The sequence below is a fragment of the Acinetobacter sp. H1(2024) genome, from assembly GCF_046557555.1.
Taxonomy (GTDB): Bacteria; Pseudomonadota; Gammaproteobacteria; order Pseudomonadales; family Moraxellaceae; genus Acinetobacter; species Acinetobacter seifertii.
In genome coordinates, this window is sequence record NZ_JBKGFO010000005.1 from 148,952 (window position 1) to 169,621 (window position 20,670).

The following is a 20,670-nucleotide window of genomic DNA, read 5'->3' on the forward strand; positions in this document are numbered from 1 at the left end:
TTTTAATTCCATTTAAGTTATAGAAATAATGTTTACTAGCTTAAACTTTAGAAAATGTTTTAACGTATATTTTTGGTGTTTTTTTAACCTAGTTAGCTTATTTTAAACAAAAACTAAATTACGAAAACTAAGGCTGATTTTTTAGTAAAAATGGAGCAAAATAGTCAGCAATCATAATGAAACATATTGAATTTGAGATTAATCATGAGTCTGCTCGCTTTCTCCTCTTATGCATTAAACGGTGTAGATGCACAGAAGTTTTTACAAGGTCAAGTGACTGTCGATACTGAGCGTTTAGCTGAAAATGAAACACGCTATACAGCCATTTGTGATCTTAAAGGCCGTATTCACTTTGGCCTGTGGCTGAAAAAGCTGAATGCTGAAAGTTTTGAGATTGTTGTTACTCAAGATCAAGCTGAAGAGTTCGCCAAGCATATTAAAAAATATGGCGCATTTTCAAAAATGACTTTAAGTGAACAAGGCGCTGTGTTTCCAAAAGTTGTAAATGGTCACACTGAGTTCAGCTCTACAGAAACTGATGTTTCCGAATGGCAAAAACAAGCCATCATGACGGGGCAAGCATGGATTGCTCAAGCGACCGAACATGAGTTCCAACCACAAGAATTACGTTTACATCAACGTGAAGGCGTCAATTACGATAAAGGCTGTTACTTAGGTCAAGAAATTGTGGCGCGCCTTTGGTTTAAAGCAAAACCCAAACACTGGTTGCATCTAGTTCAAGGTACAGGTGAAGCCCCTACTCCAGCTACTCAATTAAATAACGATATTGAAGTAGTAAATAGTACTCAAACCACTGACGGATATATTGCGTTAGTAGTTGCGAAACCAGCCGCTCTAGCTGAACTCGGTCTTCAAGTCCTCGATTTGCCAGAAGCATTAAGTGGTGATGTTGCTAGACCACAGTAATTATATTTAGTAAATAAAAAGCCCGTGGAGACTCTATGGGCTTTTTTATAGATACAAAATTCTAATAAATTCATTTAATTAGGGCATCAATTTTTTAATTTTTCTATGCCATCATAATCTAGGTTGAAATCTAAGAGAAAAAATATGAAAACTAAACTTGCTACACTCATGTTGAGTTTGGCTTTTTTCGGTTCTGCTCATGCTGATGTGAAAACACTTGAACAAAATCTGAAGACAAATTATCCAGACTTACCTGTAAAAGGTGTTTATCAATCACCTGTGCAAGGTATTTATGAAGTGTATACAAGCGGTCGTATTGTTTATACCAATCAAGATGCTAAATACTTTTTTGTAGGCAATTTAGTTGATATCAAACAACAAAAAAATATGACAGAAGAACGAATTGCCGAATTGGGTAAAATTGATGTCAAAAGCCTCCCCCTAAATCAGGCGATAAAATATGTAAAAGGTAAAGGTGAGCGTACTCTTTATATTTTCAGTGACCCAGATTGCCCTTACTGTCAGCGCTTAGAACAAAACATGGTTGGGGTGGATAACGTAACGGTATATGTATTCTTATATCCGCTGACCAGTTTGCACCCAAATGCTGAGAAAGTTGCAAATCAAATCTGGTGTTCAAAGAATCCGTCTGAAGCTTGGACCAACTATATGCTTAATCGCAAATTGCCGACGAATAGCAAAAGTTGCTCAAGCCCAATTCAAAAGAATATCGCTTTAGGCCAAAAATTAAATATCGATGGAACACCAACCCTGTTCTTGCAAGATGGACAAAGAATCTCAGGTGTACCAAGTGATGCAAAACAAATTGAAGCATTACTTAAGTCAGTTAAATAAGTCTATATGCCACTCTCTTAGCTAGAGTGGCATATCATTTTTCTCCACAGTTTGCTTTATAGACATCGTTTTATATACAAATCGGCTGTTTACTTTCATGCATCACTATTTATGATGAGAAGTTGAGTTGATTCAATACATCAACGGAATGATGTAGCTACGAAGTAAAAGGTTAAAAAGAAATGAAAAAATTACTCATCGCCAGCCTAATCGCCATTTCAAGTTCATCAATCTTTGCGGCAGACACTACAGCATCTGTGGCAAAAAATGATGTCTTTAAACAGGCTGAACAATTGTATGCGGCAAAAAATTATCCTGCTGCTTTCCAAGAAGTGCAGCGCCTTGCGCAGACAGGCAATGCTCAAGCGATCTATAACTTAGGCTATATGACGCAAATGGGACAAGGCACCCCTAAAGATAATGCCAAAGCTCTAAAATATTATGAAGACGCTTCAAACAAAGGTTATGCTCAGGCCAGTTATAGACTTGCACAGATTTATGAAAATGGTGAATTAGGAGTTGCAAAAGATAGTAATAAATTTAGCCAATATGTGCAAAAAGCATCAGCTCAAGGCTCTGATGATGCAACGGTAAAAATTGCGACCATTTTATTTGCTCAGAAAAAGCCACAATCTCATCAAATTGCTTTACAAAAGCTAGCGCCTTTAATTCGAAAAGGAAACTACCCTGCTATTCAAGTCAAAGCACTTTATGATATTAGCCAAGGAGTTGAAAATAAAAACCCTCTCATGAAACGCCAAGGCATTGAAGCTTTACAAGCAATTGCACAAAAAGGTTATGCACCAGCATCTATGGCTTTAGCGACTATGATGGCAAATGGCAATATTATTCCTCAGAACTTGCCTCAAGCAAAACAGATTTTTACTGAACTTGCTAACCAAAATGTTCCTAATGCTAGAGAATCTTTAGCTTCAGTCGAAAAGATTATTGCTGAGAAGAATAAACAAGCTGCAGCCGCCCCTACACAGCCTGCACCTAAAAAATAGCAAAGAAACAATAGCCCCGTATGGGGCTTTTCTTTTACCACCACAAAGCGATAAGTCCACTTACTCCAATAAAACCAATAATGGTACTTATCATTAAAGGTGTTAATGCCCTTTCATTTAAACCGTATGCTTGCCCAAAAATACCAAAAGCAATTGGCATCGGCAGCGCTGCAATTAATGTTCCTGCATAAAGCATTTCACGACTTACATTTGGCAATAAAAGAAACAATCCAAAAATCACAGCTGGCATAAGAATGACATTAAACCCAGCTAACAATATACTTTGTAAATTCACGGCGGTAATTCCTATACCAACCAAACTGCCGCCAATAGCAAATAATGCTAAAGGTGAGGCTGTCTTTCCTAACAGTTCTAAAGCTTGCCCAAGTTTTGAAGGCAGATGAATGCCGAGTAAAATACAGCTCATGCCAACCAAAATTGCAATAATTACAGGGTTTTTAAGTAAATTAATAAATGTCTTTTTCAGCAAAGGAAAAAGCTGTTGCTGTTGATGTAATCCTGCTTCAGCCAAAATGAGCATTAAAGCGACGATTAATAAATTTTCAATAATTAAAGTTAAAGATATATAGATTGCAGCATGACTACCCATGAGCATGGTCAAAATAGCGGTACCCATAAATCCTGTATTTGACATAGAAGCACCCATCGATATGACTGCACTATGGGTTAGGCTATTTTTAAAAAGCTTTCGATAAATAATAAAAGCAAGAAAAAACAAGATTAAAGAGCCGCCACCATAAGCAATAAAATAAGATGGGTGCCAAATCTCTTGTAAGTTTTTATTGGCTAAAGACTGAATTAAAAATGCAGGAAGAGCAATTTTAATAACAAATGCGCTCAGGGCCCTAATCTGCTCAGCTGTTACCAATTTAATGAGGACACTACAGTACCCCATCAACAATAAAATCAAAATTGGTAAAATTACCTGAAAAACCACAGAATGTTCCCTCACTCATCTGAAAATAAAAACGGGCAAATCTTAATTTGCCCGCTGATCAACTAAAAAGAATCAAAAAGCTGTTTTAATCCATGTGGTTGACAACGCAAATACTGAGGTGCAATTTTAACTTTTGCTCCCAATGTAGCTGCTGCATGCCACGGCCAACGCGGGTCATATAACATAGCACGAGCAAGGCCAATTGCATCAGCTTGCTGAGTTTCTAAAATTTGTTCAGCATGTTCTGGCTCGGTAATCAGTCCTACTGCAATCACAGGAATAGACACATGCTTCTTAACCTGTTCGGCAAACGGAACTTGGTAGCCCGCTCCAATGGTAATATTTTGATGTTCATGTAAACCACCGCTAGACACATGAATATAAGCGGCTCCTAGCTGCTCTAAAGCTTTTGATAAACCAACTGTAGATTCAATATCCCACTGCTCATTACCATCCATCCAGTCAGTTGCAGATAGACGTACTCCTACTGGATAGCCTTCAGGCACCGCGAGTTTAATTGCCTGAAGTACTTCAAGCGCCATACGCATACGGTTTTCTAAAGAACCACCATATTCATCTGTGCGTTGATTCGCTATAGGCGATAAAAACTGATGCAATAAGTAACCATGTGCTGCATGTACTTCGATTAGCTCAAAGCCGGCTTCTACTGCACGTTTTGCAGCAGCAGCAAAGTCTTGTTGAACTTGTTTAATTTCATCGATTGTTAATGCATGTGGCGCCGCATCATGAACCGAAAAAGTACTTGTACTTGGGGCAACCGTTTGCCAACCATGTGGCTGATTTTTTGCAATTTGGCCTTTACCCAACCAAGGCTTTTCAGTCGATGCTTTACGTCCAGCATGCGCTAACTGAATTCCAAATGGCATAGGAGAAAGTGTTTTAACTTTCCCCAATAAAGTTTTGATCTGGTCACGTTGTTGGTCATTCCACAGTCCAAGATCTGCATAACTAATTCGACCTTCCGCTTGTACAGCCGTAGCTTCCACAATACATAGCCCAGCTCCTGACAATGCGTAATTTGCCCATTGCTGCTCATGCCAATAAGTAATTTCTCCTTCATCGGTTGCCGAATATTGGCACATTGGGGCTATTACAATTCTATTGATTAGTTGTAGTGAATCAAAATTAACCGTTTCAAATAATTTTGCCATTTTAAATTCCTAGAATTGTTTAATTACACGTAAACCTGCACTCCAGTTACGCCCATCCGCAGGCTCAAAGTAACGATCATTACCATCATTTACAATCACTGAACCCGCATAGTTTTTATCAAATAGGTTATCTACACGAGCAAAGCTTTTGACTTTCCAATCGCCTAAATCCCATGCATAACCAATATTTGCTGAAGTTACACTGTAGCTCGGTGCTGCGTCACTGTTGGTATCATTCACGTATACTTTGTCCATATACTGTACTTCTACACCACCATATAAACCGTGCGATGGCTGCCATGCCAAAGAGGCATAAGCTTGGTTTTTAGCAATACCTGGAATCGCATTTCCTGATGGAATTTGAGCAATATTTCCTAAAGCTGGAATATCAGCATCAAAAGTTGCATCTAAATAGGCATAGCTTGCAGTCGCTGTTAAATCTCGCCACAACTTTTTGTTCCACGCAAACTCTACCCCTTCACGTAAAGTTTTGTCTGCGTTACGGAAGGTAGAACGTCCGTTTGAGCTTCCTGCTGAAACAATGTCATTTTTGGTTTTAGTTTGAAAAACTGCCAAAGTAAAATCACCTAATTGGTTTTGTGATTTTAAACCAGCTTCATAGGTATCACTGGTCGATGGTTTTAAGTCAAAATTAAAACCTGCTTTTGTCGTATCAGTTTGATATGCCATTTCAGTAAAGGTTGGTGTTTCAAACCCTTTGGCATAACTTACATAGGCCATGAGTTCAGGTAAAATTTGCCAGCTTAAAGCAGCAGAAGGTAAAACTTTATCGTAATCGGTCTTCCCACTATCGTCGCCATTACTTAAATAGTTATCTTTAGATTTGTAATGCACATTGCTATAGCGCACACCCGTATCCAAACGCCATGTTGGTAAGAACTGCCATGAAGCTTGTAAATATGGGTCGATATTCCACAAAGTATTGTCTTCATCACGGCGTAATTTACCTTTGACGCCATAAGAAGGTTGACCATTTACTAAATTAAAGTTTTCAAAGCCTTTACGATCCTCATCCATCGCATCGAGTGCAACCCCCAAACTCACCGTTGTATTTGGCAATAGTTCTTTACCTGTCCAACGGAAATCAGCACCATAATAATTACGTTCAAAATCAATCACTCCACCAGCATGATTGATACTGGCATCTTGTGTCGATTTAGGTATAGATTGATACTGAGTGACTTGTCGATTACCTAAATATGCCATGGCATAGAGTTCATTTTTATCATTAATTGGCTTAGACCATGTCACCCCTGTTTGGGTTTGCTCAATGTCTTTACGGACATTAAATTGCTTTAAAAAAGGCACTTGTTGCTTTGGGTTCGCATTCCACTGGTCATGTGTTAAACCCTGTGGATCATCTGCATTGATTTTGACATAGTTAGTCACCCAGTTGATTTTGCTACCATCATCAAGGTTCCAACTGAGCTTGGCGTTATTTAAGATTTTATCTGCACCGCTATGTTCTCGATAACCATCAGTATCGAAGTACGATGAACTAATAATATAACTTGGCTCATTAGCACCCTTTGCTCCACCTTGTAGCACTAATCCTGCTCGGCTTTTATCGTGACTACCACCCGAATAGCTCAGCTCAATTGAATCTTTCCCTTGCCCTTCTTTAGTAGACGTTAAAATTGTCCCGCCCGATGAGTTTCCATATAGCGAGGAAAAAGGACCTGTTAGAACTTCAACATGATCGAGACTAGTTAAATCAATATTAGACGTTTGGCCTTGCCCATCTGGCATTGTTGCGGGAATACCATCCACATATAAACGAATACCTCGGACACCAAAAGTAGAACGTGCACCAAAACCACGCATAGATAGCTGCAAATCTTGCGCATAATTTTCACGATTACGAATCTGTAAGCTCGGTATACCTTTCACAACTTCAGTTAAATTCACTTGTGAAGAGCTATCAGCTTGAGGTGCATCTATTCGAAAAACTGAAGCAGGTGTTTGTAAGTAAGTGGTATCGGTACGCGTTGCTTCCACATGTAAAGTAGGCAATTTGGCAACGTCTGAATTTAGGTCTTCTGCCCATACAATTGGACTAGAAATACAGCCCATACTCATCAAAATACAGTAATGAAGTCGGTCTAAGCGTAATAAGGACATGCTTATTTCCTTTATTTATATTGTAGTTATGATAACAAAAAGCAGTGTCTTGTCTGGATATTGAATTCAATCTGCATTGTTGTAAATCTAGAACACTATATCGTTATTTAAAAATTAATTTCTAAATTTGGATTATCGGCTCAAAGATGGATGATCTTTCCAGCAATACCGTTCAGGCCAGTCTTTTGCCTCTTCAGCATAGTCAATTCCAATACGTGGTGTTAAAACAACTTCTGGTTGTTTAGTGGCTGCTTCAATCCATAGTCCAGATTCTTCACCTAAAGTCTGACCTTTTAAACTACGGTCAATGCCCAAATAACGCGTCAGTTTGCCCGGCCCAGCTAAAAGCTTATATTCTTTTTTGGTTGAAGCATTACTTAAAAATACAGCCCGAATCATTACTCCTTCAGGCACACCTTCTGTTTGAGTAATAATATTAAGCATTTCATACATGCCATAAATTAGGTAGACGTAAATACTACCACCATGGCCATACATTACCTCAGTTCGAGCTGTTCGTTTATCATTGTAACTATGGCAAGCTTTATCTCGAACGCCCAAATAAGCTTCTGTTTCACTAATTGTGCAACGGATGATTTGACCATCGGGCTGTCGCTTACATAATACACAGCCAATCAAATCATAAGCCACTTCTGAAGTTTCTCGTTGAAACCAGCTTAATGGTAAAATATCTGACATAGTATTCTCTGAAATATTACATACCACACGTTATACTTGATTAATCCAGTATATCTGTTAATTCTGCGAGTTGGCATGCCTGAGTTACCCGAAGTCGAAACCACCAAAACCAGTTTATTTCCCTTATTGAATCAAAAAGTTCAAAGTGTAGAAGTCCGCAACTCTAGCTTACGCTGGCCTATACCAGATGATATTCAAAAACTTGTTGGTCAACGTCTCATTGGGTTAAATCGACGTTCAAAATATATTTTGGCAGAGTTTGAACAAGATCAAATGCTCTGGCATTTAGGCATGTCAGGAAGTTTTCGTCTCACCGAACCAAATGATGAACTAAGAAAACATGACCACCTGATTATTCAATTTGAAGATCAGCAGTTACGTTACCATGACCCACGCCGTTTCGGTTGCATCCTTTGGCTTAATTCGGAAACTCAAGGCAAACTCATAGATACTTTGGGGCCAGAGCCTTTAAGTACTGACTTTCATGCAGAATATTTAGCTTCTAAGCTAAAGAATAAATCTGTCGGCATAAAAATTGCACTCATGGATAATCATGTAGTGGTTGGTGTAGGCAATATCTATGCAACTGAAAGCTTATTTAATGTAGGCATTCACCCAGCTCAGCCTGCTGGCGATTTGACTATACAACAAATTGAAAAACTCGTTGTCGAGATTAAACGAATTTTGAAATCGGCAATTGATTTAGGTGGCTCAACTTTACGCGATTACAGTAATGCTATGGGTGAAAATGGTTATTTCCAGCAAACACTTCTTGCTTATGGTCGTGCTGGAGAAATGTGTGTTAACTGTGAAACCCCATTAGAAAATTTAAAACTCGGTCAGCGTGCCAGTGTATTTTGCCCACAGTGCCAACCACTTAAAAAGCTGAGAAAGCCTTAATTTTTTGGAGGAAGACAACATGCAAACAGCAATTGTCCGACATATTTTAGTCAAAGATAAAGACTTAGCTGAACAGCTAAAAAAGAAGCTACAAAGTGGTGCAGACTTTGCCAAAGTTGCCAAGCAATATTCCACCTGCAATTCAGCTAAACGTGGCGGTGAACTTGGCGAAGTTAAAAAAGGTCAATTAGTACCTGTTATCGACAAAGTTGTCTTTACAGCTGCTGAACGCGTGTTGCAAGGTCCTATTAAGAGCCAGTTTGGCTATCATCTTTTAGAAGTTAAATTCCGAATGGGCAGCTTACGCTGATTCCATTAATTTAATTATGGTTTTCAGTAGATTGAGCCTGTGCATTCATTTGATATGTCCAGGCTTTAATATATTCACCCGACTCTAGTTTTACATCTGCGATGACACGCTGGTATTGAAAACCTTCAAAATCATCCAGCATCTGCCAGTTTTCAGCAAGTTTTTCTGTGCTAAACACATAACCATCTATCCAATCGGCTTGCGAATCTAACTCAAGTGCTTTTAAACCCTTGTCTGGACCCCAATCTAAAATATGAATCACGCCTCTTACACTGGCTTTTATCCAGTGACCATCGATTTGTTCTAAAATATGAGCATTAACTTGATTCGGACATAAAGTGCCATATACAAATAGCTGATTCATAATAACTTACCTTTACTAATATAAGTTTAATATCCTTTAAAAATTAGTCTTCTAAGATAACTTAAATGCAAAAAGACTATTAAGAATACTCTCATTTTGGTATTCTTTAAGCATAAAATAAATTGTATTTTACAAGCTAATAAAATGAATTATAAGTAGTTTTAGTTTAATGAATTTATTTTTAACTTTAATAAATATTTTACTTATCTAAGGAATTTTAAATGGGGATGTACACATATGTATCTTTACGAGTTTGGGTGCATGAAGAAAAACGCCCAGCTAATCGTGATGAAACACGTAAGATCATTCAAGCGTTATATGATGATGCACAATCAAATTCACATCATGAAGCTGAATATGCCTTTAATTTAGATGGTAACTCTGAAAATGAAGTAAAATGGTATAGCCTTGAAAAAGATATGCTTAATTTTAGCCAGAAATATCCTGAATACAGTTTTATTGTACAAGAGGAAGGAACTGGAGAGTTTGAAGGTAGTTATAATTTTAATACTTACTTCCAAGGTAATAGTTACCAATACGATCAATATTTTTATTTATTAGATTTCATTGATTTTGACTATTATGTCGAAGATTTATTTAACAAAAATTTTACTCTCTTTAATAATATTAAAGAAATTAAAGAAAATTTAATTATTAAACAAAATGATAAAACCCTTAAAATTTATATCCCTACAGTAACTGAACAACAGTCTGATCGAGTACACAGAATTTTAGAGTTTCAGGCTCAAAAAGATTTTTCAAAACTTGGCATAAATGTTTCTAAATATCATAACGATGAGCCTTCTAATTCTATTCTAATTGAATATTACTTACAGAATTGTACAGATAATCAAACTACTCAAGATATTATTTCTAATTGCTATGAAATTACTGAAAGATTCTTAATTGGAGAAGTTCGCTAAAATAACTATAAAAAACGGTACACTAGGTACCGTTTTTTATTTTAAATCTGCTTAAGCTTTCTTTTTCAACTCATCACGAATTTCGCGCAGTAATTGCACGTCTTCAGGCGTTGCAGCTGGAGCTTCTGGCTCATTCTTATCACGGCGAAGTCTATTTAATAATTTCACCATTAAGAATACAACCCAAGCCAAAATAAGGAAGTTAATTAAAATGGTCAGGAAGTTACCATAAGTTAATACATTGACACCTGCCTTTTGTAAGGCATCCAAAGATTGTAAATTGTTAGGGTTTGCACCTAACACAATGAATTTTTGTGTAAAATCAACGCCACCACCAGTAATTACACTGATAATTGGCATAATAATATCTTTCACCAAAGAGTCCACGATTTTGCCAAAAGCACCACCAATAATCACACCAATGGCTAAATCCATCATATTGCCTTTAATAGCAAATTCTTTAAATTCTTGAATAATACTCATCTAAACATCTCCAGATGTCGGGGGCCGAAACACGTCATATTTTTCTTTTTCATTGGCATCTTATCGAATTAGATAGTACTCGCCATGATATTGATAATTTAATATTTTTATCAAAAAAAAGAAAACTATCTCACACTTTAACAACATATTCGTTTATAAGAAAAATATGAATTTAAGGTTAATTTAATTTCAAATATAACAATTAAAAAAACCGCTAAATTAATTTAGCGGTTTTTTCTTTTTCAATTAAGAAAAATTATTTATCACGGTTACGTTTACGTTCGTTTTCAGTCAAGTAACGTTTACGGATACGGATTGATTTAGGTGTTACTTCTACTAACTCGTCATCTTCAATGAATTCAAGCGCTTGTTCAAGCGTATATTCAATTGCAGGTACTAAAGTTAAAGCATCATCTGTACCAGATGCACGAACGTTAGTTAATTGTTTCGCTTTAGTTGGGTTTACAACCATATCGTCTGAACGAGAGTTAATACCCACGATCATACCTTCGTAAACTTCTAACTGTGGCTTAGCAAATAAACGACCACGGTCTTGTAAGCTGAACAATGCATAGCCCAAGCAAGTACCTTGAACCATAGAAATCAACACACCATTTTGACGCTTCGCAACAGTACCTTGTTTAACAGGACCATAATGCGAGAAGCTTGAAGTCATGATCCCTGTACCAGAAGTCATGGTCAAGAATTCAGAACGGAAACCGATTAGACCACGTGAAGGCACAGTCGCTTCAATACGGATACGGCCTTTACCGTCAACTTCCATATTAGTCATTTCGCCTTTACGGTGACCCATTTGTTCCATTACAGCACCTTGATGCTGTTCTTCAACGTCAAACGTTACGTTTTCGTAAGGCTCTTGTCTTTCACCATCAATTTCTTTGATGATTACTTGTGGACGTGATACGCCCATTTCGAAGCCTTCACGACGCATGTTTTCAATTAAAACTGAAAGGTGAAGTTCACCACGACCAGATACTTTGAAGCGGTCTGGACTGTCAGTGTCTTCAACACGTAAAGCTACGTTATGGATTAATTCGCGATCAAGACGTTCACGGATATTACGTGAAGTTACGAATTTACCTTCTTTACCAGCAAACGGAGAGTTATTTACTTGGAAAGTCATAGATACTGTAGGTTCATCTACAGATAAAGCTGGTAATGCTTCAACATTTTTCGGATCACAGATCGTGTCAGAAATGTTAAGTGCATCAATACCAGTAATACATACGATGTCACCAGCAGATGCTGAATCTACATCAATACGTTCTAAACCGTGGTAACCCATGATTTTTAAAATACGACCGTTACGTGTATTGCCATCTTTGTCAATTACAGTAACAGGAGTGTTTAATTTTACTGAACCACGTTGAATACGACCAACACCGATAACGCCTACGAAGCTGTTATAGTCAAGTGATGAAATCTGCATTTGGAATGGACCATCAACGTCAACTGCTGGTGGCTCAACGATGTCTACAATCGTTTCGAACAACGGAGTCATGTCTTCTGCAAGTTCTTCAGGAGCTGGACCCGCTACACCACGTAAACCTGATGCATACACGATTGGGAAATCTAATTGCTCATCAGTTGCACCAAGGTTATCAAATAAATCAAATACTTGATCGATTACCCAGTCTGGACGTGCACTTGGTTTATCAACTTTGTTGATAATAACGATTGGCTTCAAACCACGAGCAAAGGCTTTTTGCGTTACAAAACGAGTTTGTGGCATTGGGCCTTCTTGAGAGTCAACAAGAAGTAATACGCAGTCAACCATCGACATAACACGTTCTACTTCACCACCGAAGTCGGCGTGTCCCGGGGTGTCCACGATGTTGATACGGTAAGTTGTATCAGTACGCTTATCCAACCAAGTAATAGAAGTATTTTTCGCTAAAATGGTAATACCACGTTCACTTTCAAGCGCATTCGAGTCCATGACACGCTCAATCTCGCCTGCTCGGTCACCGAGAGCACCTGATTGCTGAAGTAGTTTATCGACAAGTGTGGTTTTCCCGTGGTCGACGTGCGCAATAATTGCGATATTACGGAGATTTTTGATATCTGACATGAAAATTAGAAACGCCTGAAATTTGAGGGCAAATTATACAGAAAAACACTACTCTTGAGTAGTGACAGTTTATTGACATTGACAAAAAAATTTCCCAATAGCCTGTATTTCGTTTTGTAAAGATAGGTATCTCGATTAGAATAGCGCCAATTTGCGAAATTGTGGCGTATTTACTCCCATGTCCAATCAACCATCACCAGACCATCTTGACCTTGTTTATGGACTAGATGACCGACCAAAACCCTTCGTGGCTTTTCTAGCTGCTTTTCAACATTTGCTTGCAATTATTGTCCCAATTATTACACCTGGGCTTCTTATTTGTTTAGCTTTGGGTGTTTCACGTACCGAAACCAACATGATTTTATCCATGTCTTTGGTCATTTCAGGAATTGCAACTTTCTTACAATGCAAAAAAGTTGGTCCTTTCGGTGCAGGTCTACTCATTGTTCAGGGTACTAGTTTTAACTTTATTGGCCCAATTATTGGTATTGGGAGTGCAATGGTTGCCGCAGGTACACCAGTAAATCAGGTTATGGCTGCTATTTTTGGAGTGGTGATCGCTGGTTCATTTATTGAAATGGGTGTGTCACAAATCCTGCCATGGGTAAAAAGACTTATTACTCCGCTTGTGACAGGTATAGTTGTACTGCTGATTGGTTTAACGCTTATTAAAGAAGGCCTCATTAGTATGGGTGGTGGTTACCAAGCTATGCAAGATCATACTTTTGCAAGTTCTGATAACCTTATAATGTCTTGTACAGTTCTAGCTATTATTATTGTTTTAAATCGCATACGCGTAGTGTGGATTAAAAGCTCAGCTATTTTAATTGCTTTGGTCATTGGCTACATTCTTGCCGGCTTCATGGGCTATTTAGATTTTTCTGGTCTAAAAGATGCGCCAGTTATTCAAATTCCAACACCAATGCACTTTGGCTTAAGCTTCTCATGGGGCTTATTTATTCCAATGGCATTCATTTATTTGGTGACCTCATTAGAAGCAATTGGTGATGTCACAGCAACCAGTAAACTTTCAAACCAACCTGTAGATGGTCCTCAGTGGATGCAACGCATTAAAGGTGGCGTGTTAGTGAATGGCGCAAACTCCTTACTTGCAGGATTATTTAATACTTTCCCTAGTTCTGTTTTTGCCCAAAATAATGGTGTTATTCAACTCACTGGTGTGGCGAGTCGTTACGTAGGGATCTGGATTGCTGCTTTACTCATTCTATTAGGTCTATTCCCTGCGGTAGCGGGTGTGATACAAGCTGTACCACAGGCGGTATTAGGCGGAGCAGTTATGGTAATGTTTGGTGCGGTTGCTGCCTCAGGCATTAATATTCTTTCATCTATTCACTTAGACCGTCGTGCCCTTTTAATTATCGCGATTTCACTTGCACTAGGTTTAGGTGTTGCTCAAGTTCCACAAATTTTGGAACACTTACCAGAGTTATTTAAAAATATTTTTAGTTCTGGTGTAGCAACAGGCGGTATTGCAGCATTAATTTTAAATGTTGTGCTGCCTGAAATACATAAATAACCCTTTTTTAATTTTTTGATTACTGCCCAGTTTCCACTGGGCATTCTTCTTCATGAGAGATGTACATGGATCCTAGAAGTGAAGTGGTATTAAGACAACAAGACTATTTAAAAGGTAGACTCTTGTTGATTAATGCACCCAATGACGCTTTGGTAAGTCAATTACCTACTGAGGTTGATGCATCAATCTGGACATGGAATTATGCGGATTATCAAGGCTTTGTTAATGCAGGCACGACAGCACATTTCTCGGTTGAGTTTCCATCACAAGAATTTGATCAGGCTATAATTTTTGTTCCAAAATCAAAAGAGCTTTTAAACTATATATTGCATGTGGTGATGAGCCATCTAAAAACTGACCAATCAGTTTTTTTAGTAGGTGAAAAAAAAGGTGGTGTTGAAAGAGCTGCTAAACAACTACAAAGTTTTGGCAAAATTCTTAAACTTGATAGCGCTCGACATTGTCAGTTATGGCATTTAAAAATTGAGAAAACTGAAAAGCTCAAACCTCTTGAAAGCTGGTTAAAAACTTATACTGTTCAAGCAAATGGACATGAACTTACCATTTGTGCCCTCCCTGGCGTTTTCAGTCAAAATCATCTAGATGTGGGAACTGCTGTTTTACTCCCTTATCTTAATGACGTGAAATCAGGTAGAATTGCCGACTTCGGGTGTGGTGCAGGAATTATCAGTTGTTATTTGGCAAAAATAAATTCAAGTAATATTATTCATGCCTTAGATATTGATGCTTTCGCTTTACGGTCAACGGAAATGACTTTTAGTCGAAATGGAATAGGTTCAGACCAGTTGAGATTGCAACCTGTTATAGGAATTGCAGACGCCCCAACAGAACTTGATGCCATTGTCAGTAACCCTCCCTTCCATCAAGGTATTCATACCAACTATGATGCAAGTGAAGGACTCTGCCAGAACGCTAAAAAACATTTAAAGGCATCGGGTGAGCTATGGATTGTAGCAAACCGTTTTTTAAACTATCCGATCTTAATTGAGAAGCACTTTGGTCAGTGTGAGATTAAAACTGATCTTCAAGGCTTTAAGGTGTTATATGCCTGTGCATAACAAACTATGTAAGGAATCTCCATGAGCGAAACACATGCTCCTGAAAAACTCCAGCGAAAGCTTGGAGCTCGTCATCTGAATATGATCGCCATTGGTGGTTCCATTGGTACAGGTCTCTTCCTTGCTTCTGGATCAACCATTGCAAACGCAGGCCCTGGTGGGGCTCTACTCGCTTACTCTCTTATTGGTATTATGATTTACTTCTTAATGACCAGTTTAGGTGAGCTTGCGACTCATACCCCAACATCTGGTGCATTTTTTACCTATGGCAGTCGCTATGTTGAAGATGGCTTTGGTTTCGCTCTAGGCTGGAATTATTGGTACAACTGGGCAATTACGGTTGCATTTGAACTTGTTGCTGTACAGTTTATTATGAAATTCTGGTTTCCAGATATTCCCGGATTTTACTGGAGTGCCCTTTTCCTCGTTATCATTTTCATGATTAACGCAATGAGTGTAAAAGGTTTCGGTGAAAGCGAATTCTGGTTCTCAATGGTTAAAGTTATTGCAATTATTGCCTTCATTATCATCGGTATCGCCATGATAATTAAGCTCATGTTGACACCGGGCGTAGCTACTTTTGGCAACTGGACTTACAAAGACGCACCTTTTGTGGGTGGTTTGCAGGCTATGATTGGGGTTGCCATGATTGCAGGGTTCTCATTTCAGGGAACCGAGATGGTGGGTGTTGCTGCGGGTGAATCGAAAGATCCAAAGAAAACTATTCCACTTGCAATTAAACAGATTTTCTGGCGAATTTTATTATTCTATATCTTGTGTATTTTCATTATCGGCACACTTATCGCCTATGATGATCCAAATTTATTACAAGCTGCAACAACAGAAAATGTTGCCCTTTCTCCTTTTACCTTGCTTTATGAAAAGGTAGGCTTTGCTTTCGCTGCGAGCTTAATGAACGCGGTTATTTTGACTGCTATTTTGTCGGCAGGTAACTCGGGCATGTATTCTTCTACCCGTATGTTATTTGATATGGCTCAACAAGGCCGTGCACCAAAATGGTTTGCAAAACTAGATAATCGCGGTGTTCCAATGAATGCGCTATATGCAACGACATTTATTGCTGCATTCTGTTTCTTAACGACTTTTATTGGTGAAAAACAAGTCTTTAACTGGTTACTTAACATGTCAGGGATGTGTGGTTTTATTGTCTGGTTAGGTATTGCAATTTCACACTATCGTTTCCGCAAAGGTTATATTGCTCAAGGGTATAAACTTGAAGATTTAGCATATCGTGCCAAGTTTTTCCCATTTGCACCTTGGTTCGCATTCATTCTGTGTTCAATCATTATCTTAGGCCAAAATTATCAAGCTATTTTGGGTGGAAAAATTGATTGGATCGGCTTACTTTCTACTTATATTAGTTTGCCTTTATTCTTAGTAATTTGGCTCGGATATAAATGGAAATATAAAACTAAATTAATTAGTTACGACAAAATGAATGTAAAGCCAGAGCAAGATTAACAGTAAGTTTAAGTCGTTAATTAAAGTAAGCTGAAGATCCAAAGCTTGATCTTTAGTTAAAAACAGGTAAAATGCCGTTCAGATTTTCAACGGCGCTTTTAAATAAGGAGGACATCATGCCAACACTACAAGGTAAAACAGATTAAATAATTTGGCACGATGTCAGCTCACGGACAAGTGTACAAATTCACTTCACTTGTCCGAATGCTCAAATTTAAGACCTAGCATTCGCTAGGTTTTTTTACGCCTATTCGGACAGAAAAATAAGAGAAAAATTATGGGCATACAAAAAATATTAAATGAGGAAGCACTTTTCGGTGTTCCCGTTAAAATTTTCACTCAAGATATAGATAGTGAAAGTATCGAACAACTCAAGAAAATGGCTCAACTGCAATTTATCTATTCACATATTGCAGTTATGCCAGATGTTCACGTAGGAAAAGGCGCGACTGTAGGCAGTGTTATTCCAACCAAACATGCCATTATCCCAGCTGCAGTCGGTGTAGATATTGGCTGTGGAATGAATGCAATTCGTTTAAGTCTAAAGGCTTCACAGCTTCCTGATAACTTGAGTCGATTGCGTGATGCAATTGAACGTAAAGTACCAGTTGGATTTGCTTTACACAAGCAGATCAAAGCTAAAGCATCGAGTATTATTCCACTCGAAAAGCGTTTACAACCAATTGTAAAAAAGCATCCTGGTTTAATTCGAATGCTTCGGCAGTTCGATGCGACTTGGCAAAAACAATTAGGCACATTAGGTGGTGGCAATCACTTTATAGAGTTATGTATTGATGAAAATCAAGATGTATGGGTAATGCTACATTCAGGTAGCCGAGGACTTGGTAACGTCATTGGTACTTATTTTATTGAGCTCGCCAAGAAAGAAGCACAACATCGCTTTGGACACGTACCTGATAAAGACTTAAGTTATTTTGCTGAAGGTTCAAACAGTTTTAATGATTATGTAGAAGCTGTGGAGTGGGCCCAAGAATATGCTTTTGAAAATCGTAAAGAAATGATGCGATTAGTCTTAGAAGCAATCCGACCTATTCTACCCTCGTTTCAAATGACAAAAGAAGCAATTAATTGTCATCATAATTATGTAAGTCGAGAAACCCATTTTGGTGAAAATCTTTTAGTTACCAGGAAAGGGGCGATTAGAGCAGGTTTAGATGAGTTAGGAATTATTCCTGGCTCTATGGGAGCACGCTCTTATATTGTTAGAGGAAAAGCTAATCCTGAGTCTTTTTGTTCATGTTCTCACGGCGCTGGGCGTAAAATGAGTCGTAGCAAGGCAAAAATTCTTTTTAATCAACAAGACTTAATTGAGCAAACTAAAGGTATTGAGTGCCGTAAAGATAGTGGCGTTGTCGATGAGATCCCAAGTGCTTACAAGGATATTGATGAAGTCATGGCGAACCAATCAGATCTTATTGAAGTGGTTCATACACTTAAACAAGTTTTATGTATTAAAGGTTAAAACATGAAAATTAAAGAAATGCCAAAAATTAAGGTCCGTAACCACGTAGCTCTGTCCCCTTTACTTCAAAAAGGTGGTATGCATGAGACAGAAAAACCTCGTGCACAGCATCGTCGAGATAGACAAGATACTAAACAGCAATTAAAAAAAGGTGTTTGGTAAAAACTTATCTATAAACAATTAACTGAATAGGTATTATTGAGGAGATATAAAATGAAAAAATATTTTAAAAATCGCAATAAAAAAAGCGACTCTAACGAGTCGCTTTTTTACTGTTCAGAAACTCAAATTATTGAGCTTGTTGACCAGGTTGAACTACTACAGTACGGCTACCAGTGATTGTCGCGAATACACGACGGTTCATAGCACGACCTTCTTTAGTTTTGTTGTCAGCAATCGGTTGATCCCAAGCGAAACCTTGAGTAGACAAACGAGAAGCGTCAACATTGTATTCGTTTACAAGAGCTGATTTAACAGAGTTAGCACGAGCTAAAGATAAACGTTCGTTCAACTTACGTGGACCAGTGTTATCTGTGTGACCTTCGATACGTGCAGTAGCGTTAGGGTATTCAGTTAACTTCTCAGCAACTTTAGCGATTTCTGGCTTGTATTGGTCTTTGATGTTTGACTTGTTAGTATCAAAGAACACACGAAGTTCCATGTTAAGGTCTTCAGTTAACTCTTGTGGTTGTGGAGCAACTGGAGTTGGTTCAACTGGAGCAACTTCTACTACAGGAGCAGCAGGCTTCAAGTGACCACCAAGAACTACGTTTAAACCAGCAAGAGCTGTATAGTTCCAGAATTGTTCGTCAAAGTTATAAGTACCACGAGCTTCTGTACGAAGAGATAAAGCATCGTTGATGCGATAGAACGCACCGATACCTGCATTACCTAAAGTACCTTCTTCAGAGTTACCACGTGCACCACGATCTACGCCATCAAAGTCGTATTTGTAGTGACCAGCACCTAACAATACATACGGCTTAAATTTGCTGTCGTAGTTTTTAGTGATTAAATCAGAAGTAGCATAGAAGTTACCGTTGATTTGCTTTTGTTTGTATTCAGCACCAGCAGAAGCGCCGTTTACATCACCTTTAACTTGGTTATATTCAGCTTCAAAACCTAACCATGGTGTTAATTCAACACCAAGAGCTGCACCAACGAATAAATCGTCCTGTAACTCAGGACCATTTGTTAAACTACCTTTGTCACCACCGTTATTGTGTTGGCTGTCTTGGAATGTGTAACCAAGCAATAATGGAGTAACTGTTACGCCAGCATTAGCAGCAGCTAATGGAGCAGCAACAAGCATAGTAGCAAGTGCAATACGACTCAATTTCATGGATATCCTCCAGAGATAACAATTGTTGTTCAAGCTCAGCCTAAATTTATTGGCCCCTGAGATATTTTTACCCCAGTATTATTTTTAAGCTATTCACATTTGAATCATACAAACACTTGATAAACTTTCCAAGTGCTTGATAATTTTAATCAAGTAAATTATTGACAAAATTACTTACAATTTCCGTTGTAATTCGGTAATTTTTTACTCAACTAGCAAAAATGAATAACTTCTTTGTTTCGCTTGCGGTGATTTTACCAGTATTCTAGTCAACTGATAACCCTTATTTAATTTTGTGTTTCCTTATTATAAAAAATAATATAAATCATTGTCAGAAAACATAAAATTGCTCTATTTATACATATATTAAGGTTTCTTAATGTTTAAATCTCCCGGTTTTACTATAGTTGAGCTCTCTATAACCCTCGTAATTATTGTAATTATGTCAGTTATAGCCATTCCTTTATACCATCAATTTATGGCATCTGCAGAATTAAAAAATACTCCTCGTGTACTCACAATTCATATACAAAAAGCCAAATATGACGCGATTGTTAGGCATACAAACATTGTTCTGTGTCCCAGTTCCGATCAATTCATTTGTAATACGAACTGGAATAGTCAACTCATTAGCTTTGTAGACAATAATCGTAATCTACAACATGATTTAAATGAAGAGTTATTAACTTCCGTAGATCTTAACCATCATTATGGTTCTATGAAATTACAACGTTTTGGAAAAAAACAAAATAGTATTGTTTTTCAGGGCAATTCCGGACTTCCAATCGAGTCTAATGGCAGTTTTATTTATTGTTCTTATGATCAGCTTAAAAATTTTAAGTTAATTCTCAGTAAAATGGGGCACGTCCGCTTAGAAGAATCTCAAAATTGTTAGAACTCTACAGTCTAATGCAG

20 protein-coding genes are annotated in these 20,670 nt (G+C 37.9%); 12 read left to right on the forward strand and 8 right to left on the reverse strand.

All coding sequences use genetic code 11. The features are described from left to right. Nucleotides 1-204: 204 nt before the first annotated feature. The 3 genes from ACLCEG_RS14445 (at nucleotide 205) to ACLCEG_RS14455 (ending at nucleotide 2,789) form a co-directional block, all read left to right on the forward strand. The gene (locus tag ACLCEG_RS14445) at nucleotides 205-927 is read left to right on the forward strand and encodes a YgfZ/GcvT domain-containing protein (protein WP_200027387.1); all 723 of its coding nucleotides are present in this window, start codon (nucleotides 205-207) and stop codon (nucleotides 925-927) included. 144 nt (nucleotides 928-1,071) lie between these two features. Then, nucleotides 1,072-1,782 (forward strand): DsbC family protein, encoded by a 711-nt coding sequence (locus ACLCEG_RS14450; protein ID WP_004705753.1) that lies wholly within the window; start codon nucleotides 1,072-1,074, stop codon nucleotides 1,780-1,782. 182 nt (nucleotides 1,783-1,964) lie between these two features. After that, nucleotides 1,965-2,789 (forward strand): tetratricopeptide repeat protein, encoded by an 825-nt coding sequence (locus ACLCEG_RS14455; RefSeq protein WP_304401302.1) that lies wholly within the window; start codon nucleotides 1,965-1,967, stop codon nucleotides 2,787-2,789. A 34-nt stretch (nucleotides 2,790-2,823) separates the two neighbouring features. Here the strand turns inward: ACLCEG_RS14455 and ACLCEG_RS14460 are convergent, their stop codons facing one another. The 4 genes from ACLCEG_RS14460 to ACLCEG_RS14475 all read right to left on the reverse strand — a co-directional run bounded on the left by ACLCEG_RS14460 (nucleotide 2,824) and on the right by ACLCEG_RS14475 (nucleotide 7,760). Then, entirely contained in the window at nucleotides 2,824-3,747 is a 924-nt protein-coding gene (locus ACLCEG_RS14460; RefSeq protein WP_410568022.1) for an AEC family transporter, read from the reverse strand. Between the two features lie 62 nt (nucleotides 3,748-3,809). Then, nucleotides 3,810-4,919, reverse strand: a complete 1,110-nt coding sequence (locus ACLCEG_RS14465; protein WP_086497375.1) for an NADH:flavin oxidoreductase/NADH oxidase — start codon at nucleotides 4,917-4,919, stop codon at nucleotides 3,810-3,812. Nucleotides 4,920-4,928: 9 nt separating this feature from the next. Then, a complete protein-coding gene (locus ACLCEG_RS14470; RefSeq protein WP_410568024.1) occupies nucleotides 4,929-7,061 on the reverse strand; it encodes a TonB-dependent receptor family protein in 2,133 nt (710 codons plus the stop codon). 132 nt (nucleotides 7,062-7,193) lie between these two features. Beyond that, entirely contained in the window at nucleotides 7,194-7,760 is a 567-nt protein-coding gene (locus tag ACLCEG_RS14475; protein WP_004705748.1) for a DNA-3-methyladenine glycosylase, read from the reverse strand. A 75-nt stretch (nucleotides 7,761-7,835) separates the two neighbouring features. Between ACLCEG_RS14475 and mutM the strand changes: the two genes are divergently transcribed. Together mutM and ACLCEG_RS14485 are read left to right on the forward strand one after the other, a co-directional pair. Next, the gene (gene mutM / locus ACLCEG_RS14480; protein WP_410568026.1) at nucleotides 7,836-8,660 is read left to right on the forward strand and encodes a bifunctional DNA-formamidopyrimidine glycosylase/DNA-(apurinic or apyrimidinic site) lyase; all 825 of its coding nucleotides are present in this window, start codon (nucleotides 7,836-7,838) and stop codon (nucleotides 8,658-8,660) included. A 19-nt stretch (nucleotides 8,661-8,679) separates the two neighbouring features. Further along, a complete protein-coding gene (locus ACLCEG_RS14485; protein ID WP_410568028.1) occupies nucleotides 8,680-8,970 on the forward strand; it encodes a peptidylprolyl isomerase in 291 nt (96 codons plus the stop codon). Nucleotides 8,971-8,980: 10 nt separating this feature from the next. On the opposite strand, the gene ACLCEG_RS14490 is transcribed toward ACLCEG_RS14485, so the two are convergent. Further along, a complete protein-coding gene (locus tag ACLCEG_RS14490; protein ID WP_039253185.1) occupies nucleotides 8,981-9,334 on the reverse strand; it encodes a gamma-glutamylcyclotransferase family protein in 354 nt (117 codons plus the stop codon). Between the two features lie 221 nt (nucleotides 9,335-9,555). On the opposite strand from ACLCEG_RS14490, the gene ACLCEG_RS14495 reads away from it, so the two are divergent. Further along, nucleotides 9,556-10,257: a hypothetical protein gene (locus ACLCEG_RS14495; RefSeq protein WP_004705745.1), complete on the forward strand. Its 702-nt coding sequence runs from the start codon at nucleotides 9,556-9,558 to the stop codon at nucleotides 10,255-10,257. A 51-nt stretch (nucleotides 10,258-10,308) separates the two neighbouring features. Here ACLCEG_RS14495 and mscL read toward each other — a convergent pair whose 3' ends face one another. After that, the gene (gene mscL / locus ACLCEG_RS14500) at nucleotides 10,309-10,740 is read right to left on the reverse strand and encodes a large conductance mechanosensitive channel protein MscL (protein WP_004705743.1); all 432 of its coding nucleotides are present in this window, start codon (nucleotides 10,738-10,740) and stop codon (nucleotides 10,309-10,311) included. Nucleotides 10,741-10,996: 256 nt separating this feature from the next. Next, nucleotides 10,997-12,832 (reverse strand): translational GTPase TypA, encoded by a 1,836-nt coding sequence (typA, locus tag ACLCEG_RS14505; protein ID WP_004705742.1) that lies wholly within the window; start codon nucleotides 12,830-12,832, stop codon nucleotides 10,997-10,999. A gap of 178 nt (nucleotides 12,833-13,010) precedes the next feature. Between typA and ACLCEG_RS14510 the strand changes: the two genes are divergently transcribed. The 5 genes from ACLCEG_RS14510 to ACLCEG_RS14530 all read left to right on the forward strand — a co-directional run bounded on the left by ACLCEG_RS14510 (nucleotide 13,011) and on the right by ACLCEG_RS14530 (nucleotide 18,575). Continuing rightward, complete coding sequence (locus tag ACLCEG_RS14510; protein WP_410568030.1) at nucleotides 13,011-14,369, forward strand: uracil-xanthine permease family protein; 1,359 nt, start codon at nucleotides 13,011-13,013, stop codon at nucleotides 14,367-14,369. A 65-nt stretch (nucleotides 14,370-14,434) separates the two neighbouring features. Then, nucleotides 14,435-15,448 carry a class I SAM-dependent methyltransferase gene (locus ACLCEG_RS14515; protein ID WP_077162416.1) on the forward strand — a complete coding sequence of 338 codons (1,014 nt, stop codon included), beginning with the start codon at nucleotides 14,435-14,437 and terminating at the stop codon, nucleotides 15,446-15,448. Between the two features lie 21 nt (nucleotides 15,449-15,469). Next, complete coding sequence (locus ACLCEG_RS14520; RefSeq protein WP_004705739.1) at nucleotides 15,470-16,930, forward strand: amino acid permease; 1,461 nt, start codon at nucleotides 15,470-15,472, stop codon at nucleotides 16,928-16,930. 277 nt (nucleotides 16,931-17,207) lie between these two features. Next, nucleotides 17,208-18,413 carry an RtcB family protein gene (locus ACLCEG_RS14525; protein ID WP_410568033.1) on the forward strand — a complete coding sequence of 402 codons (1,206 nt, stop codon included), beginning with the start codon at nucleotides 17,208-17,210 and terminating at the stop codon, nucleotides 18,411-18,413. Between the two features lie 3 nt (nucleotides 18,414-18,416). Beyond that, entirely contained in the window at nucleotides 18,417-18,575 is a 159-nt protein-coding gene (locus ACLCEG_RS14530; RefSeq protein ID WP_004705737.1) for a hypothetical protein, read from the forward strand. Nucleotides 18,576-18,702: 127 nt separating this feature from the next. Here ACLCEG_RS14530 and omp38 read toward each other — a convergent pair whose 3' ends face one another. Next, nucleotides 18,703-19,755, reverse strand: a complete 1,053-nt coding sequence (gene omp38 / locus ACLCEG_RS14535) for an outer membrane protein Omp38 (protein ID WP_151740921.1) — start codon at nucleotides 19,753-19,755, stop codon at nucleotides 18,703-18,705. A 379-nt stretch (nucleotides 19,756-20,134) separates the two neighbouring features. On the opposite strand from omp38, the gene ACLCEG_RS14540 reads away from it, so the two are divergent. After that, a complete protein-coding gene (locus tag ACLCEG_RS14540; RefSeq protein WP_049064613.1) occupies nucleotides 20,135-20,650 on the forward strand; it encodes a GspH/FimT family pseudopilin in 516 nt (171 codons plus the stop codon). The last annotated feature ends 20 nt before the right edge of the window (nucleotides 20,651-20,670 follow it).